A 17,905-nucleotide genomic window follows, 5' to 3' on the forward strand; every position below is an offset into this window, starting at 1 on the left:
CACACAAGCCCTCTAAGCTCGATGGGCCTGCGTTCGATGCTCACCTAGTAAAAGACCCGGGGGATGGGCATATGCGCCGGGCGGGTCGAGCACCTCCGCGGCGCTCGATGCTTCGACTACCCCGTCCGCGAGTCGCAGGACCTCTTCGCCGAAGACCCGCACGTCCTCGGGATCGTGGGTGATGAGGACCATCGGGACCTCGAGTCGCACGTGCAGCGCGTGCAACTCCGCGCGCATGCGCGAGCGCAGGGCCGGGTCCAGAGCCGCGAAGGGCTCGTCGAGGAGCAAGGCGCGCGGGCACGCCACGAGCGCCCGCGCGAGTGCCGTGCGCTGGCGTTGCCCGCCTGAGATCTGGCTCGGGTACTGGTGTGCCACACGGCAGAGCTCGAAGGCCTCGAGCCAAGAGTCGATAGCCGGATCGGGGCGATCGCCGCGCATATTGAGCCACCCGCGCCGCAGGCCGAAGCCGACGTTCTGCCGCACCGTCAAGTGCGGGAACAGGGCATAGTCCTGGAAAAGATAAGCGACCCTGCGTTCTTGGGGAGAGACGTTGGTTCCGGCGGCGCTGTGGAAGAGCGTGGTCCCGGAAAGCACGATCGAGCCTTCGTCCGGCGTGATCAACCCGGCGATGGCCTTGAGGAGCAGGCTCTTCCCGGCCCCCGAGGGACCGTGGACCACGATCCGAGGGCTGTGCACGCTGAAACGCGCATGCAGATGGAAGATCTGCCTGGCGCTTTTGAGCGTCTTGCGGATATCGACTTCCAGCGCCATTGGCGTCTTATTCGCTCGCGATCCGACCCGGGGCCAGGCGCCCCGCCGCTAGGAGCACCGCGAGGCAGGTGACAGACGTGATGACCACGAGTATCAGGGCGGCCTCGTCGTGACCCGCCTGCACCGCTTCGTAGACCGCGATCGAGAGCGTCTGGGTCTTGCCCGGGATGCTGCCGGCCACCATGAGCGTGGCGCCGAACTCGCCCAGGGCGCGGGCAAAGGCCAGGAGCACGCCCGCGAGGATGCCGCGCCAGGCGAGCGGCAGAGTCACGCGAAAGAAGATCCCCCACTCCGACACGCCGAGCACGCGCCCGGCCTCCTCCAACTCGCGGTCGACCGCCTCGAAGGCGGCGCGCGCCGACTTGAAGGTCAATGGAAAGGCGACCAGGCTCGCGGCGATCACCGCCCCCTGCCAGGTGAAGATCAGGCGGATACCGAACGCGTCGTGGAGCCAGGCGCCCAGCGCCCCCTGGCGCCCGATGACAACCAAAAGGTAATAGCCGAGCACCGTGGGCGGCATCACGAGCGGTAAGGTCAGAAGCGCATCGACCAGATCGCGGCCCGGGATCCGCCGCCGGGCCAGCACATAGCCCACACCGACGCCCATAACGAGGCACACGAGCGTGGCACAACTCGCCACCTTGAGGGACAGCGCCAGTGCCGTCCAGGCGTACCCCATGTCCTCGGCGATCCCGGTCATGGCGAGAGGAAACCATACCGGGCCAGGATACCCTGGCCAGGCGGCGACAGCACGTAGTCCAAGAAACGCCGTGCTTCACCGGTGCTCCCTGCGACGACGGCGATGGGGTAGGTGATGGGGACCTCGGTAGCCACCGTGAAAGCGACGCGGACCCGTTCATTGCGGATCGCGGCGTCGGTGGCATACACGAAGGCGACATCGACTTCGGCGCGCGCGACATAGTCGAGGGCCTGGCGGACGGTCTGCGTATAAATAGCTTTGGCCTCGATCGCGGGCCAACGCCCGGCCCGCTCAAGAGCGTCCCGGGCATAGCGCCCGGCCGGTACGCTCGCCGGGTTACCGAGCGCGATGCGCGTAATGTCGTCCCGTTCAAGATCGCGCAGTTCCTGAGATACGACCTCGCGATCGGCAGGCACGATCGCCACCAGCGTGTTGCGGGCGAAGTTCGTGCGAGTGGTGGGCTCGATGAGCGTCCGGGCCGCGGCCTTGTCCATGGATTCTTGGTCCGCCGTGGCTAGCACATCGACCGGCGCGCCCGCCGCGAGCTGCTGAACCAGGGCATCGGACGCCGCAATATTGAACCGGACGATGGTATCGCGGTGCTGCACCTCGAAAGCCCGGCCGATCTCCTTGAAGGCATCGGTCAGGCTGGCCGCCGCCGACACGGTAAGGTCGCCCGCTGGCACCGTGGAGGAGCACGCCATGAGCCCGACTGAGCAAAGCCACCTTTTCCAACGGGATCGCATCGCTACCTCGCCCTTCAGCCTGAGGGGGCGAAATATACAACCTTATATAACGGATCGCCAATAGCCGGACGACCCGTTGTGGCGAGCCGATGCGAATCATCAGCCTGGCGAACACGGGCCCAGCGAGCAATGCATCGCCGGGCCGGTTTTTTTTACCGAGAAGCCGTACACGCCACCTTGCGACGGCCATCAGATTTAACCTGCCGCCATACGGTCTTTCGCAAACGCGACGCGTTCTTCCACGGCATAAGGCCGAGCGGCGATCCGCTCGATGAGTTGTAGCCTAGGAAGGAGACCCGCGCCATTGGCGATCTGTATGTTGAGACCTGGACGTGCGTTCAGCTCCAAGAGCAACGGTCCCTTGTCCCGATCGAGCACGATATCAACCCCCACATAACCCAAGCCCGTGAGATCATAGGCTTGGGCCGCGATCCCGAGCAGCCGATCCCAGTGCGGGATTTGGAGACCGGTGACGGGATTGCCGGTGTCGGGGTGCTCGCTCACGACCTCGTTGCGCCACACCGCGGTCAGGGTGCGCCCGGTCGCGATATCCACACCGGCGCCGATGGCGCCCTTATGCAAATTGGCCTTGCCGTCCGAGAGGCGCGTGGGCAGCCGCACCATGGCCATAACCGGGAAGCCCTGAAACACCACGATGCGGACATCCGGAACGCCCTGGAAGCTGATGGCCCCGAACAAGGGATCGAACTGCACGCGGTATTCGATCAAGGCCTTGTCGGGGTGACCGCCGATGCTGAAGAGACCGCTCAGTATGTTGGATGCGTAATGGGCTAGCTGGGACCGGTCCATGATGACGCCGTTCACCAATCGGTACATGTTTTTGGCCCGCCCGGCCACGACCAGCACGCCGTCTCCGCCGCTGCCTTGGGCGGGTTTGATCACGAATTCCCGATGCCCTGCGAGGACCTCATGGATCACTTTTATCTGGTGTTCGATCTCAATCACGCCGTAAAGCTCCGGCACGGAGAGCCCGGCCTTCAAGGCCAGTTGCTTGGTCCGGAGCTTGTCATCAACCAAGGGATAGAGATGCCGCGGGTTGTACGCCAGCGTGTAGCAGTTGTTGCGCTCGTTGATCCCCAGCACGCCCGCCTCCCGCAGGCGCCGAACGGTGCCGAAGATCATGGCCGTGGCGAGGCGAGGGCCTTGAACCGCCTTAACTCAACGAGACGATAACCCGTGTATTTCCCCAAAAGCAGCGACCCCGCCAGGAGCACGAGCAACAGTTCCGGAAACACAAACATCAGGTGCTCGGTGTAGGCGGCGGCCATCGCCAGGTAAGCCAAGGCCGCGACAACAAGACTGCCGAGCCCTTGCTGAATCGCCTCGGCCGGGCCGCGTTCTTCCCATACGATCGACATGCGTTCGATGGTCATAGTCATGATCACCATCGGGAACAAGGCGACCGAGAGCCCCAGTTCCAGCCCCAGTTGGTGACTGACAATACTGAACGCTGCCATGAGCAACACGACCACGATAAGCACCGCCGCGAGCCGCGGGACCAGCAGCAGCTTCAGGCGCTCGAAATAGAATCGCACGCTGAGACCCAAGGCCACCACGGCGCAGAACAGGACCAATCCCCAAAGCAATTGCGTCTCCCGGAAGGCGAGCCCGATAAGCACCGGCATGAAGGTGCCGAAGGTCTTGATCCCTACGATATTGCGCATGATCAGCAATAGAAAGGCGCCCACCGGCACCGCGAGCAAGACCCGGTAGACGCTCTGAGTCTGCATCGGCAGGTTCAGCAACGAGAATTCCAAGAGTTGAGGATTGACGATGCGGCTTCGCAAGGCAGCGGCCTCGAGACCGCCCGCCTCGGTGCGCCGGACCGCGATCGTGTAGTGCACCTTGTCTCCCCCCTTGACCTTGAACAGGGGCTCGGGACCGATAGAAAATACCAGGTAATCGTCCGGCAAACCGGCCTCGCCCGTGCCGAGATCGAAGGCGCTCCAGCGCCCCTCGGAGTAGACCTGCAACCATGACAACATCGGCACTTCGCCGCCTTGGAGCGTGAGCCTTATGCCCTGAAGCAGGCGCGCCGGGACTTGGGCGAGCGCCAGCAGGTGCAGCGCCGCCTCCGCAACGCGGTCGCGATCGGGCCGCGGACCGGTGAGCAGCGCCGCGTTGCTGTCATTGTGCGGCTCCCACAGATGCTTGATCAGTTGTGCGACCATCGTATCGAGGTCCGCGGATTGCTCACGTACGGACTTTAGCAGGGTTTCCGCCGCTGCGAGATACGGACCTTCGAGGGAGGGCAGCGGTTGGCTCTCGGGTCTCTTGGCGATGGTCTCCTCTTCCGCCGGTTCCAGCGCCTGAACCGAGGATCGATAATACAACGCCTGCGCCCCGCTCGCCTCGCGGATCGCCCACGCCGCCTGGCGGTTACCCTTGACGAGCGTCGTCGTGAGACCGAAGCCCCGCGAGATGAAATTTTCGTCCACGACCGCTAGCCGAGGCGAGGTCCGCGGAATAAACATCGACACCTTCACCGGACCGCCGCGCGCCACGAAGCTGATACGCACCTCGACATCCCAGAGTTCGGACTTTTCGCCCGGAACGATCGGGAAACCCAAGGCCACGATCTTGTATAAAAAAAGACCCGCGCCGAGGAGCGTCAGTAGGAATGATAAAACATAGACATGGCGGCTACCCACCCCCGCCTACCCCTTTGCAGACTGGTTCGCGGGTATAGGTGAGCGTCGCGTCGACTATTATGTTCTCCTTAAGAAAGCTCCGCCCAATCAACACCGGATAGAGAAAGCCTTTGCGATCGACCAGATTCACCTCGATGTCCTTGTATATATCGCCCATACAGACGCCGAGCACCACGACGGGCCGCGTTTGCAGTTTGCCGAAATGCCGCTGAATCCTGGCCCGGCGCTCCAATTGCCGTTCAATCTTGACCTTGTGGCCATCCCGATCAGTGACCTCAAAACGTATCCAGGGGTCTCCGTCGCGGGTAAATTCATCGATGTTACGGGCGTTGATGGAGGAGTTCTTCGCCCCGGTATCGATTTTCGCCTTCAAGTTCATCTCTCCGGGATAGAGCTTTATCCTCTCCACCCATCCGACGACCTCCTTCGCGTAAACGACTTGCGGCAGTAGGACTATTAGCAGGAGGACAATCGCAGACATAATCGCAGACCTCGGTAAATGCATGTGGTTGAACACGGATTGGGTAAAGATACCAGGATCAAGCTGGCGATCTTAACTTTGATTAACGACCGGGGCTACGGCGCCTCGGGTTCTGTTCCGCCGCGCGCCGCCGGCGCATTGTGACATAGGTAACATTTTCCTCGATCATCGCACGCCACAACGTTATTATCGCGAACACTCCGGCGTTGATGCCTACACGCGCCGGGAGGCTGGCAATGGAAGAAGAACAACCGCCTAAAAAACTTCCGGGCGCCGCGGGCGCCATGTTGCGCAAGGCGTGGGCGATTCTGTCCGCGGTGATCGCCTCGGTGGTGTTGCTAGCCGCCGGGTATGCCGCATACCGATTGCTCCCGGACCGCGCCGTCGGTTACACGGATATCGAAGAACATTTTAAGTACGGTTCCACGGGAGCCGAAGTCAATCTCGGAATTCCGTACTGGATCTGGCAGACCGCCCCGCTGGTCTGCGCGGAGTCCTTGACCGAAGTCGCCGGCGGCCGCTTGGCGCCGGATTATCTCACGCGGACCGCGGCCTACATGAGCGATGAGGCGGGTGCCGCGGAAGCCCGCAGGCAGCTTTCCCGGGAGGGTTACAAGGCGCTGGGGTTTTTCTATGAGCATGACGGCAGCGGCCAGGAACGCGATCTCCCGGCCGGTATTTCCAAGCGCCGGTATCTCGGAGTGGATCGGGTTTTCCTAAACTGCGCGGCTTGCCACGCCGGCACGGTGCGTAAAACGCCCGATGATCCGGCGGTTTTAGTCCTCGGGATGCCGGCCCATCGCTTCAACTTCTACGCTTTCGAGCATTTCTTTTTCCAGTGCGCCGCGCACAAGCGTTTTTCCAAGCGCGATCTGATCCCCGAAATTCAGGCGCTCGGGGGCGATCTGAGCTGGATCGATCGCCACGGCGTCTATCCGGCCGCCATCGCACGCACGCGCGAGCGCGGGCAGTGGCTCGCGGGCAGGCTCGGTTTCTCCTACCGCCAACCGCAGTGGGGGCCGGGCCGCGGCGACAGCTTCAGTCATGCCAAGGGTCTCCTTAACATGCCTTGGGAGCACCTGCCCGATTGGCGGACACAGGGAAAAGTGGACCCGCGGAGCCTAGGCGCCGCGGATTTCCCGTCCATCTGGTTGCAAGGGCCGCGCAGGAAGCGCTCGGACGGTCGCGAGATGGAACTAAATTGGGACGGCAATAACGATCGCGGCAAGGAGCGCCACTTGAGCGCCGCTATCAGCACTGGGGCTTTGCCGCCGAGCATCGATCATCCAGCCCTATGCCGCATCGAGAGCTGGTTGCTCGATTTCACACCCCGGAACTACGACGATTTCTTTCCGATCGACCATGCTCTCGCGTACCGGGGCGAGCCGCTTTACCGCCGCTACTGTGCGGATTGCCACGGTCTTAACGGGCAAAACTTCACGGGCCGGCGGGTCGGATTCGTAACCCCGATCGATGAGATAGGCACCGATCGCTATCGCTTGGATAATTTCACCGAGGAGCTCGCCGTCAACCTGGCCACGGTCTTTGCCGGGCAGGCGCGGCAACCCTGCAGCGCCGATTTCGGCGCCGGCGGATCGCAAACCACCGCGGGAGCGGGCGGCGGCGGACGCTTGGCGGCCGTGCAGGCGGAGGAGGAGAACACCTATCGCTTCACGCATTTTCACAAAACCCACGGTTACGCCAACCTGCCGCTCGACGGGATCTGGCTGCGCGCGCCCTATCTGCACAACGGCTCGGTGCCGAGCCTGCGCGATCTCTTGGAACCGAGCGACAACCGGCCGGCGGTGTTCTATCGCGGCAATGATGTCTACGACCCGCAGAACGTGGGATTTCGCTCCGACGCGCTCCAGGCGGACGGTAAAAAGTTCTTCGCCTTTGATACCAGGGTCCCGGGCAACGGCAATCAGGGGCACGAAGGAACCGAATACGGCACCGAATTGTCCGCGGACAAAAAAAACGCGTTAATCGAGTATCTCAAGACCTTTTAGCCGCGACCCATGAACGACACCCCACGGAGCGCTCCCAAGCGGAGCCATATCCTGCTCTCCATTCTGTCGCTTCTGGCCGGCGTCATGGGTTACATCGCCTGGGAGCGCGGATTTCGCGAGCATCCGCAACCGGATTGGGTGCGGCGCGACGACGCGACGCGCTTCATGTATGCGTCGATCGGGGCGGAGCGGGATGCGGGTATTCCGTACTGGATCTTTTACGTCCTGCCGCGGATGTTTCCCGAAAAGCTTCCGGGCCCGGGCGGTTACGCCGCGCTCGGCCTGCCTTGGGAGGAAGGGCAGGAGTTACCCATCGGGTTCACGAAAAAGACCTTCGGTTTTCCGCGCGTCGCCAACAACTGCGCCCTGTGTCACACCGCGCGTTATCGGACCGCACCCGATTCCAAGCCCGTGTTCGCGCCGCTGGGACCGGGGCACACGACGAATATCCAGGCATTCTTGCGGTTCCTTATCGATTGCGCCAAGGACCCGCGTTTCAACAGTGACAATGTCCTGCAAGAGATCGAAAACGTCACCAACCTCGATTGGATGGAAACGCTGATGTACCGCTTCTCCATCATCCCGACCACCAAGCAGCGCTTGCTGGAACGCGAGTCGCAATATCCGTCGATCTACCGCACCGACGTCGCCGACTGGGGACGCGGGCGGGACGACGCCATGAATCTCATCAACTATTCTCTGAACCCTATCGACGACGCCTCCGGCCCGGCCGACTTTCCAGCGATCTGGAACCTCAAGAAATACGACTCGACGCCCGGCGACAGGGATCCGCAACGCATGAACGTCGCCGGCGACACCTGGGATGCGTATACAGTCGTCATGGATTCAGCGCTCGGGCTTTTGGGCGGCGCGCCGCATGATAGGAAGGAGCTTATCGAGGAGGTGCAATGGATCACGGACTACGCCAAACGCACCCCGCCGCCCGCATACCCGTTCCCGATTGACACCGCGAAGGCTGCTGACGGACAGGCCGTGTTCGATGCGCAATGCGCGTTCTGCCACGCCGAGGACAGCGGCCGGATCGGCCGCCCGCTGCCGCTGGTCGAAATCGGCACCAGCCGCGGCCGGCTGGATCGCTGGACCAGGAGCGCCGCCGTCAAGGCCAACCGGGCGGTCGCGGCCATGGGCATCGAACGCCGCGGCCTCGTGGAAGAGGATCTCATCGGATACAAGGTGCCACACCTCGACGGGATCTGGCTGCGCGCGCCCTACCTCCATAACGGCTCGGTGCCGACCTTGCGCGATCTCTTGGATCCCGCGGCAAAACGCCCGCGCGTTTTCTATCGCGGCTACGATGTCTACGATCCCGATAGGGCCGGGTTCATCGCGCAGGATCCCGAGGCCGAGCGCATCGGGACGCGCCACGACGTCAGCAAGAGGGGCAATGCAAACCAAGGGCACGAGTTCGGGACCCACCTCTCCGGGGAGGAGAAAAGCGCACTCATCGAGTACTTGAAAACCTTTTAGCGCTGAATGACATTGAAGACACTGATCCTAGGCGGGGTGCGCTCGGGCAAGAGCCGGCTCGCCGAGACGCTCGCCTTGCAAAGCGGGCTGCCTGTGACCTATGTCGCTACCGCGATCGCCGGCGACGAGGAGATGCGCCGCCGCATCGAGTTGCACCGGCAGCGGCGTCCGGCCGCCTGGACAGTGGTGGAAGAACCCTACGCACTCGCCGGCGCGCTGCGCGCGCATGCGATGGAAGGCCGTTGTGCCGTCGTGGACTGCCTCACGCTCTGGCTCACGCAGCTTCTATGCGCGGGGGAGGAGTTACTCGCGAAAGAACGCGACGCGCTGCTGGCCGTGCTGCCCGAGATCGAAGCTCACCTCATCCTGGTGAGCAATGAGACCGGCCTCGGCATCGTCCCGCTCGATGCCCTGACCCGCCGCTTCGCGGACGAGGCCGGGCGGTTGCACCAGGCGCTCGCGGAGCGCTGCGAGCGCGTCGTCCTCACGCTGGCCGGTCTGCCCTGGGTGTTGAAAGGAGAAGATCTGTGAATGATGCGATTGACTGGCTTCGGGGGCCGGCCGCATCGCCGAACGCGGCCGCGGGCCGCGAGGCGGCGGACCGCCAGTTGCAGTTGACCAAGCCTCCAGGCGCGCTGGGGCAACTCGAGGCGCTCGCGATCCGGCTCGCCGCGTTGCAGGGCACGCCCAAGCCCGCCGTAGCGCGCGTGCACGTCACGGTCTTCGCCGCCGATCATGGGGTCGCCGCCGAGCAGGTCTCGGCCTTTCCGCAAGCAGTCACCGTGGAGATGCTGCGCAACTTCGCCCACGGGGGCGGCGCGATCAATGTCCTGGCGCGGGAGTTGGGCGCAATCCTCGAAGTGATCAATCTCGGTACGGTGAACGATCCCGGGCCGCTCGAAGGCGTGCTGGACTGCCGTCTCGGTCCGGGCACGGAAAATATTACCCGCGCACCGGCCATGAGCCCGGAACAATGCGCGCGCGCAACGCGCACCGGCCGCGACACGGCCGAACGCGTGTTTCTCGCCGGGACGCAGATCTACATCGGGGGCGAGATGGGGATCGGCAACTCCACGTCGGCCGCCGCGTTAGGCTGCGCTCTCCTCGGCCTCCCGCCCGAACACCTCGCGGGACCCGGCGCCGGGCTCGCTCCCGCCGGTGTCGCGCATAAAGTGAAAGTTATCCGGCGCGCGCTCGTTTTACATCGCCCGCATCTCGCCGACCCTTACGAAGCATTGCGGCGCCTGGGAGGTTTCGAAATCACGGCGCTCACGGGCAGTTATCTCGGCTGCGCGCAACTGGGTTTGCCGGTACTTGTGGATGGCTTCATCACGAGCGTCGCGGCGCTCGCGGCGGCGCGCCTGTGTCCGGGCGCAGCCGAGTGGTTTATTTTCGCGCACCGCTCGGCCGAGCCGGGTCATCGTCTGGTGCTCGCGGCCATGGACGCGCAACCGCTCCTCGATCTAGGCCTGCGGCTCGGCGAAGGCAGCGGCGCCGCGGCCGCGGTCCCTTTGCTGCGGCTCGCCTGCGCCTTGCACCGGGACATGGCCACGTTTGCCGAGGCCGGTGTTTCCGGGAAGGAACGCTAGGCGTGGCGCGATGACTTTCGTGGATCTGCTGCGGCACGGCGAAGCCGAGGGCGGCGCGCGCTATCGAGGCAGCAGCGACGATCCGCTCACCGCCGAGGGCTGGGCGCGGATGTGGGCGTCCCTCCCCGAAGACGCTCATTGGGACCGCATCGTCAGCTCTCCCCTCGCACGCTGCGCCGGTTTCGCCCGTGAGCTTTCGCGGCGCCGCTTGCTGCCGATCGAGCTCAACCAGGATTTGCGGGAAATGCACTTCGGTGCTTGGGAAGGACGCACGGCCGCTGACCTCGCGGCCATCGATGCCGAGGCGCTGACGCGTTTCTGGCAGGACCCGCTTAAATATACACCTCCGGGCGCGGAAACCTTATCGCATCTCCAGTCACGCACGCTCGGCACCCTGAAAGCCGTGATAACGCAATATCGCCATCGGCGCCTGCTGCTTATCACCCACGGCGGACCGATCCGCATCCTGCTCTGCCAGGCATTGGGAAAACCGATCGAGAAATCGCTGCAGATCGAGGTCCAGCCCGCCTCGCTCCACCGGCTGTGCGGCCACGTTAATGCAGACGGTACGATGCAGGTGCGACCGCGCGACCCTTTGATGCCGTGAAGTGCTTGCAAGCTTTCCTCATCGCACTGCAGTTTCTGACCCGGCTGCCAGTGCGCTTGCCGGACGCGCCCGGCGAACAAGACATTGGCCGGTCCCTGCTCTATTACCCGCTGGTCGGTCTCCTGCTCGGATTCACCCTGGCCGCGTTGGCTTGGGCGCTGGGAGAGGGCAGCACCCTGCTGCACGCGGCGATCCTTCTGGCCGCCTGGGTATTGATGAGCGGTGCGCTGCACCTCGACGGGCTGGCCGACAGCGCCGACGCCTGGGCCGGGGGGCAGGGGGATCGCGAACGCAGCCTGGCGATCATGAAGGATCCGGCCTGCGGTCCGGCGGGCGCGGTAGCGCTCATACTGGTCTTGCTTGTCAAGCTTGCCGCGTTGGAAGCGCTGGCCGCCCAACAGTTACCGCTGGTGCTTGCACCCATGCTCGGACGCGGCGCGTTGCTGGCTTTGTTTCTTACCACTCCCTACGTCCGGCCCGGCGGTTTGGGGGAGGTTCACGCCCGAGCGTTTCCACGCCGGCCGGCGGTCATCGTCGTGCTCGTTGTCGTGGCCGCCATCCCGATGACGATAGGCAGTGATGGCTTGTGGATGCTGGCATCCGTATTCACTACATTCATTCTAGTGCGCGCCGCCATGCTCCGCCGCCTCGGTGGCGCGACCGGTGATACGGCGGGAGCGGTGGTCGAGATCACCGAGTCGGCCGTGCTCATCACCGCCGCGATGGTTTAAGTAAACCCCAACGTTGCATAGTTTTCGTTGTTTGCCGATCTCAGGCAGCTTTCAGAGCTCCAGGTAATGCAACAGCTCGTCGGACGGCGGGGTTTATGGACAAGCTGAGAGTGAGATGGCCTTGCGGGCGGATCAGCCGGCCTGCACGCTGGATAAGCCGACGCCGTAGGGTGTCGCACGAAGTCCCACAGGGCGGGTCGTTTCTCGAGTGTGATGCGCGAGGGAGAATGGGCGATCACCTGCAGTTCACGGCCGAGGTTGTGGGCGAGGAGCGTCGAGAGCAGGTAGATCTGATTACCGACCCAGGTGCGGGTGGGCACATAATCGAGCTGATTGTCGGATTTGAGCTTGGTGAAGATCCCCCCTTGACTGCCCCGTCTACGTTGCGCCACAAGCCAGCCTCGTTTAGTCTATGTGCTTGTATCCGACCCCAGTGAGAATCTGTAAAATCCGCCGTGTCTCGGCTTAGTTGGGCAGTTGCTTCCACGGTGGAGTGGAGTGGGTTGCGTTGCGACACTTCCCCCTCCCGTCGCGCGTCCGCTTCACGTCTACGCAGGAGGCAACTGCCCAACTAAGTTTAGGCCGGGCGAGTTCCGTGCGAACCTGTCACATCTAGCAGGTTCAAATGCAGATCCCTGGAGATATCCTAGAGGATTACCGGAGTCGTCCAGGCAGCACGGCGAATCTGGAACTTTCCGAAAATGGCGAAGATCGGCTGGAGGAGTGGCGCAAGCCCCAGGGACGGAACGATCAAAAGCTGTATCGCAATTGGGCACCCACGACGTCGACGCTCGCGGACTCGAAATCGCCGACCAGCGTACTGCTAAAGGTTCCCAAAGGCGCGAGATTGCTCGAAACCAGATTGATGGTGTTTTCGATCTCGGCGTCTTCGTAGAATACGTGGGTATAGCCCAGATCGAGCACGAGGTTCTCTTGGTAGGTGTAGCTCGCGCCCACCGCTAGCCAATGATTATCATTATCCGGGATGCTCGGTGTGCGAAATTGCTTGCTGGGAACGGGCGTATCATCGAATGAGTACCCGGCACGGAAGGTCCACTCGGCGTTGTAGCGGTAATCCACCCCTAGTGCAAAAGTCCAACTGTCTTCCCAGTTTTGCGGTGTGACATCGTCGGGGCTGCCATCCGCAAACCGGATCCGGATCTCGTCGAACCGGCTCCAGTTCGTCCAGCGTATGCCAGCGGTCAGAGCCCACTGTGGATGGAATTGGTGATATGCGCCGATGTATAGCGTTTCCGGCAATTTCAGGCGAGCTTTTGCACCTACCGTTCCCGACAAACCGGGCACCCCTTCTAGGTTTCTGATCCCGTCAAAGGTCTGTTCGATGGTGGAACGAAAACCCACGCCGAAACGGGTATTCTGGTTCGCTTCATACATGGCTCCAACGTTGTAGCCTAAGCCCCAGTCTTTCCCTCTGACACGGACAAAGCCGTCGGGAAGCTGCAGGCCGGTGAAAACAGCCCGGCTTAGCGTCGCGTCCGCGTGCTGAATACTCATGCCTGCCCCGATGGAAAAATGATCGTTGAACCGTACGGCGAAGGAAGGATTGATATCGATGGTCTTGAGCTCGGATCGCAACGCATGATAGCGACCCACCCAGTCACTTTTATAATCCGTTACGAATCCAAATGGGGTCGTGATCCCCAAGCCGACCCTGAATCGCTCCGCCGGATCGGTGACAAGATAGGTCGCCGCGATAGGTCCGTCTTCGCCTCCATCTCGGTTCACGCCGCCGGTCGGCACAGTTTGCCCGAGTATTCCTAATGTCGAACCTTGGTTTTCAAGCTCCAAACTGGCGGTGACGTAAAACAGGCCGCCTTGTATTTGCGTGTCTTGCAGAAGAGTCAACGCCGCTGGATTATAGAAGACAGCCGAGGCGTCATCTCCGACCAGACCGTAGCCGGCGGCGGCGCGACCGATCCCGGGCGCGGTTTGTACGCTGATTTGAAAGCCCCCGCAGAGGGCATTGCCACTGAAAATCAGTAGGCCGACGATGCACAGCACATTGATTGACACGCGGCAGTTAGATTCGACCATCAATCGGTTCCTTAATTGTTGAAAGCACTTGGGACTGACACGGAATTGCAGTATTCTTGCGCTGTGTATTCTATAAGCTTACGGCTTGGTCGGGATACAGCGAAGATAGCTAGGAATCATGTTTGGAGGTCATTATGCCTTCGTCACGAATAAGTGACCTTATCGGCATGGCGCTGCGCGCCACGTCCGTTGACGACATTCATTCCCTCGGTTCTGCTCTCTGTCGCCAACTCGGTTTCGAAAGTTTTATCTATGGCGTGCAGTTTCCCGCCTCATTAGTCAGGCCAGAGTTCGTCTTGATTAGCAGCTATCCACAGGAATGGCGCCAGCTATACGACGAAAAGGGGTATATCCGGATCGATCCGACTGTCGCGCACTGCAGACATCGAACGACTCCGCTAGTCTGGAGCGATATCCGAGCGGGTAATCCTAAGATAATCGACTTTATGATGGCGGCACGCGACTTTGGTTTGGTTAACGGGGTGAGCTTCCCGGCACACGGTGGTCGAGGCGAGGCAGCCATGTTAAGCCTTGCGTCTCATGCCCCGCGCATTAGTGAAGAGATATTCGTTGAAGCGTTACCTATCGCCTATCTGATGACCGGGTATATGCATGAAGCGGTTCTGCGCGTCTTCGATGACACGAAACTTCAACATGCGCATATCCAGTTGACCGAGCGCGAAAAGGAGTGCCTGCTCTGGACCGCCGAGGGCAAGACGACCTGGGAGACGTCCAAAATACTGAACATCTCAGAGCGAACGGTAATTTTTCATCTCAAGAACTGTAGCGACAAACTCGCCACTTGCAACCGCCAACAAGCAGTCGCCAGGGCCGTATCGCAGGGCCTCATATCTCCCCGGTTATAAGACCTGCCAAACCCGCAACTGACATAGGCACAGTCCTTCCATTGAACGAGACAATGATTCGCCGGGCAGGCGACGATCGCGTCTCGACTATCGCTGCCTCCACGACATAGTATTTTGAATCGGCGGATTCCGCTTCGAACCAAGGGGCACGCATGTATTCGTAATAAGCGCGCCTCTCCCGCGTATCGCCCGACTCCTTCAGATTGCGGTATGTCACCGCCACTCCATCTCGCGGGCACTCTCCAACATTCAGCTGTGCTGTTGTAGGAGACCACACTCGCTCGCCGTTACCCCGAAATTATTACGAGGTGTTTACACCGCCTGTCAGATCTTACAGTTACAAAAAAGGCGGTACTGTCGTCTACTCTTGCCATCACCAAGCGGAGGTAAGTACCGACGTCTCAAATCCTATTGGGGTATCCGACCGATTCGCACATGGACGGGCAAGCACTACACGCAATGTTCCGCTTAAGGCATACGGTGTTTTACGAGCGCCTGGGCTGGGAGGTAGAGGTTCAGCAGGGAGTGGAGAGGGATCGTTACGACGAACTATCCCCCATCTACATGATCGCCCGCGGCAGAGCACCGGATGTAGATGGTTGCTCGCGGCTATTGCCGACTACCGGTCCTTATATGCTAAAAGGCACGTTTTCCGAACTGCTGCGCGGGGAGCCCGCCCCGGAGTGTTCGCGCGTTTGGGAACTGAGCCGCTTCGCGGTCAGACCGTCTGCTGATGACTGCCGCCAAGTCAACTTCGGTGCGGTTACGTTCACGATGATGCAGCGAGTGGTCGATTTCGCAGAACAACAGGGTATAGGGCAATACGTTCTCGTAACAAGCGTAGCGCTCGAGCGTTTGTTGCGCAAAGTTGGAATTCCACTGCGCCGTTTTGGGGATGGCCAAGCGATGCGGATCGGAAAGGTCTTGTCGGTCGCTTGCTGGATCGATATCAACGAGCAATGCCGACGAGCGGTAAACCAGGATCTCCTGGATACGCAGGAGAGGAGGGCAGCAGCATGAGGTTGATGGTGATCGGCGACGGGCAGGACACGGCGTCGTTATGTGCGAGTTTGGCCGGTCGCGGAGAACACACGTTGACTTATTGCGTTAACAGCACCGAGGCACTTGCAAAATTGCGTTCTTCGATCACCGATTATCAGTGGGTGCTCCTGGAGAAAAGAGGTTCCTGTGGGGAAGTACTAACCATGGCGCGACAGATAAAAGCGATGGCCCCTCATCTGCCCCTGACCCTATTGACGCATTGCGACCGCGAAGACTTAGAATGCATATCGTCGCCCCCGGCAGTCTGTGCCGTGGAAAGAACGCCAGATGGCCTGCAGATCCTGCGCTGTGCGGTGCATACAGCGAGACGGGCAAGCGCCACAGCATTAGGTTCGAGGCATACACCGCTCAGCCGTCGCGCCTGGTCGTTCGAATACCATGCCCCGCGTAAGTAAGAAGCCGTCTTGCAATAAATAGTGGCTAGGTGCCTCAGACCAGGCGCGAGCCGCGCGAGGAGCGGAGTTTGCACGGCACTGGGGGGTATACCCGGCCTTATCGTCGCCAGGTCGACTCATGTCCGAGATGATTGCATCGAAACGTTGCCTTTTGACCTTGGTAAGGACATCGTCCGTGGAAGTCGAGATGACAATCGTTATCCCAAGTGCCTCAAGAGACTGCCGAGTCCGAATATTGTTGTCCGGCTTTCATCTACCCAGAGGACTGTCGCCTTCCGCGCACGCCGAATGGTACGATGGGTAACAATGTCGGCGACAACGTCTGCGGCGGCCTGCGCGTCTCTTGCGATCGTCTCGGGCGTGGCACCGGGCTCCGGACGTGCGGTGGCAGCTACAGCCAGTGCGCTCGATGTCCTCGTCATTGATCGGGTAGTCGAACTGTTCACTTGCCTCCCCACAGCGATCACCGCAACCTGAGCGGCAGGCTGCGCAACCCGCGCAGCGAATGCGTCGGCTTGTACCGCAGTTCCGAGCGGGGGACGGCCAGCTCGATGTGCTCGAACCGCTGCACCAACGCGGCGAGCGCCGTCCTGCCTTCGAGGCGGGCCAGCTGGCTGCCGAGGCAGAAGTGCGCCCCGAACGCGAACGTGATGTGACGGTTCGGGTTGCGACCGAGGTCGAGCACGTCCGGGTGGTCGAACACGCCTTCGTCACGATTGGCGGAGATGATCATCCCGAGCACGTTGCTCCCCTTCGGGATGGTCACGCCTGCGACCTCGACATCCTCCAAGGTGATCCGGGCCGCGCCGCACGGCACCGGAGTGGTGTAGCGGAGGAGCTCCTCGACGGCGGTGTCGATCAGTGCCGGGTTCTCTCGCAGACGCATCAGCTGCTCAGGGTTGTCGAGGAGCGCGAGCGCGGCACTGCCGATGAGGTTCGCGATGGTGTCGTGACCGGCGAGCAACAGCAGGAAGATCATCGCCAGGACCTCCTGATCGTTGAGGTGGTCGCCTTCCTCGTTGGCCCGCACTAGGGCTGATATGAGCCGATCATCGGGCTGGGCCCGACGCTGCTCGGCGAGTCGCTCGAACAGCCGCATCATCCGCTGCCCGTTCGGAAGCGCACGGATGAGCTGGATCGGGCCCGCGACGGCACCCTCGGAGAACCGCTGCATCCACATGTGGAACTGGTCGCGGTCGGCGTCACTGACACCGAGCATCTCGGAGATCACCGACAGGGGAAGGGGTACGGCGTACTGCCCCACCAGGTCGACGACGTCACGGCCATCCAGATCATCGAGGAGCACGGCGACGGTCCGCTCGATGTCGTCCGCCATGCGTTGGACCATCTTCGGGGTGAACGCCTTGTTGACGAGACCACGCAGCCGCTTGTGGTCCGGGTCGTCCTTGAAGACCATGCTGTCGGCCAGCAGGCGGAACATCCGGGGCATGAGCTTCATCAAACCGGGACGGCCGTTGATCATGAAGTCGTTCGAGAACCGCTTGTCGGTGTGGAGCATCATCACGTCGTCGTAGCGAGCGAGGAGGTAGCCGCCCTTCCGCGCGAGCTGTTTTGACCTGACACGTGACACGGGGGCGTTGCGGCGCAGCTCTGCGTAGCGCGGGAACGGGTTCGTGAACATGATCGGATCAGAGAGATCCGTCAGCTCCAGGTGATCCATGGTCGGTGCAGCCATGAGCAGTTCCTCCGGGAGGCAGGGTGGCTCAGCGAAG

General features: G+C 61.9%; 17 protein-coding genes. 8 read left to right on the top strand and 9 right to left on the bottom strand.

The features are described from left to right. Nucleotides 1-12 precede the first annotated feature (12 nt). From M3436_04065 to M3436_04090, 6 genes are all read right to left on the bottom strand, one after another. Nucleotides 13-771, bottom strand: a complete 759-nt coding sequence (locus tag M3436_04065) for an ATP-binding cassette domain-containing protein (GenBank protein ID MDQ3563334.1) — start codon at nucleotides 769-771, stop codon at nucleotides 13-15. 7 nt (nucleotides 772-778) lie between these two features. Then, the gene (modB, locus tag M3436_04070; protein ID MDQ3563335.1) at nucleotides 779-1,450 is read right to left on the bottom strand and encodes a molybdate ABC transporter permease subunit; all 672 of its coding nucleotides are present in this window, start codon (nucleotides 1,448-1,450) and stop codon (nucleotides 779-781) included. A gap of 17 nt (nucleotides 1,451-1,467) precedes the next feature. Next, the gene (gene modA, locus M3436_04075; GenBank protein MDQ3563336.1) at nucleotides 1,468-2,157 is read right to left on the bottom strand and encodes a molybdate ABC transporter substrate-binding protein; all 690 of its coding nucleotides are present in this window, start codon (nucleotides 2,155-2,157) and stop codon (nucleotides 1,468-1,470) included. 255 nt (nucleotides 2,158-2,412) lie between these two features. Beyond that, nucleotides 2,413-3,360 (bottom strand): alpha-L-glutamate ligase-like protein, encoded by a 948-nt coding sequence (locus M3436_04080; protein MDQ3563337.1) that lies wholly within the window; start codon nucleotides 3,358-3,360, stop codon nucleotides 2,413-2,415. Continuing rightward, complete coding sequence (locus M3436_04085) at nucleotides 3,357-4,889, bottom strand: inactive transglutaminase family protein (protein ID MDQ3563338.1); 1,533 nt, start codon at nucleotides 4,887-4,889, stop codon at nucleotides 3,357-3,359. The genes M3436_04080 and M3436_04085 overlap by 4 nt, the downstream gene beginning before the upstream one ends. Next, a complete protein-coding gene (locus tag M3436_04090) occupies nucleotides 4,882-5,370 on the bottom strand; it encodes a RimK/LysX family protein (protein ID MDQ3563339.1) in 489 nt (162 codons plus the stop codon). The genes M3436_04085 and M3436_04090 overlap by 8 nt, the downstream gene beginning before the upstream one ends. A 236-nt stretch (nucleotides 5,371-5,606) precedes the next feature. Here M3436_04090 and M3436_04095 point away from each other — a divergent pair, with 236 nt between their 5' ends. The 6 genes from M3436_04095 to M3436_04120 are packed head-to-tail and all read left to right on the top strand — an operon-like array spanning nucleotide 5,607 to nucleotide 11,794. After that, complete coding sequence (locus M3436_04095) at nucleotides 5,607-7,379, top strand: di-heme-cytochrome C peroxidase (protein MDQ3563340.1); 1,773 nt, start codon at nucleotides 5,607-5,609, stop codon at nucleotides 7,377-7,379. A gap of 9 nt (nucleotides 7,380-7,388) precedes the next feature. Continuing rightward, entirely contained in the window at nucleotides 7,389-8,867 is a 1,479-nt protein-coding gene (locus tag M3436_04100) for a hypothetical protein (protein ID MDQ3563341.1), read from the top strand. A gap of 12 nt (nucleotides 8,868-8,879) precedes the next feature. Beyond that, a complete protein-coding gene (gene cobU, locus M3436_04105) occupies nucleotides 8,880-9,398 on the top strand; it encodes a bifunctional adenosylcobinamide kinase/adenosylcobinamide-phosphate guanylyltransferase (GenBank protein ID MDQ3563342.1) in 519 nt (172 codons plus the stop codon). Beyond that, nucleotides 9,395-10,456, top strand: coding sequence for a nicotinate-nucleotide--dimethylbenzimidazole phosphoribosyltransferase (cobT, locus tag M3436_04110; protein MDQ3563343.1), 1,062 nt, complete (start codon nucleotides 9,395-9,397; stop codon nucleotides 10,454-10,456). Before cobU ends, cobT begins: the two co-directional genes overlap by 4 nt. A gap of 10 nt (nucleotides 10,457-10,466) precedes the next feature. Beyond that, the gene (locus M3436_04115; GenBank protein MDQ3563344.1) at nucleotides 10,467-11,063 is read left to right on the top strand and encodes a histidine phosphatase family protein; all 597 of its coding nucleotides are present in this window, start codon (nucleotides 10,467-10,469) and stop codon (nucleotides 11,061-11,063) included. A gap of 5 nt (nucleotides 11,064-11,068) precedes the next feature. Next, a complete protein-coding gene (locus M3436_04120) occupies nucleotides 11,069-11,794 on the top strand; it encodes an adenosylcobinamide-GDP ribazoletransferase (protein ID MDQ3563345.1) in 726 nt (241 codons plus the stop codon). Here M3436_04120 and M3436_04125 read toward each other — a convergent pair. Together M3436_04125 and M3436_04130 are read right to left on the bottom strand one after the other, a co-directional pair. Further along, nucleotides 11,791-12,186: a hypothetical protein gene (locus M3436_04125; GenBank protein ID MDQ3563346.1), complete on the bottom strand. Its 396-nt coding sequence runs from the start codon at nucleotides 12,184-12,186 to the stop codon at nucleotides 11,791-11,793. The two genes, M3436_04120 and M3436_04125, sit on opposite strands and share 4 nt — an antisense overlap. Before the next feature lie 358 nt (nucleotides 12,187-12,544). After that, nucleotides 12,545-13,849, bottom strand: a complete 1,305-nt coding sequence (locus M3436_04130) for an outer membrane protein transport protein (GenBank protein MDQ3563347.1) — start codon at nucleotides 13,847-13,849, stop codon at nucleotides 12,545-12,547. Nucleotides 13,850-13,971: 122 nt separating this feature from the next. Between M3436_04130 and M3436_04135 the strand changes: the two genes are divergently transcribed. Together M3436_04135 and M3436_04140 are read left to right on the top strand one after the other, a co-directional pair. Next, nucleotides 13,972-14,715 carry a LuxR family transcriptional regulator gene (locus M3436_04135; protein MDQ3563348.1) on the top strand — a complete coding sequence of 248 codons (744 nt, stop codon included), beginning with the start codon at nucleotides 13,972-13,974 and terminating at the stop codon, nucleotides 14,713-14,715. Between the two features lie 435 nt (nucleotides 14,716-15,150). Then, the gene (locus M3436_04140; protein MDQ3563349.1) at nucleotides 15,151-15,735 is read left to right on the top strand and encodes a GNAT family N-acetyltransferase; all 585 of its coding nucleotides are present in this window, start codon (nucleotides 15,151-15,153) and stop codon (nucleotides 15,733-15,735) included. 900 nt (nucleotides 15,736-16,635) lie between these two features. On the opposite strand, the gene M3436_04145 is transcribed toward M3436_04140, so the two are convergent. Further along, the gene (locus tag M3436_04145; protein ID MDQ3563350.1) at nucleotides 16,636-17,868 is read right to left on the bottom strand and encodes a cytochrome P450; all 1,233 of its coding nucleotides are present in this window, start codon (nucleotides 17,866-17,868) and stop codon (nucleotides 16,636-16,638) included. Nucleotides 17,869-17,905 lie beyond the last annotated feature (37 nt).

This window comes from Pseudomonadota bacterium (genome assembly GCA_030859565.1).
In the GTDB taxonomy this organism is placed as follows: Bacteria; Pseudomonadota; Gammaproteobacteria; order JACCXJ01; family JACCXJ01; genus USCg-Taylor.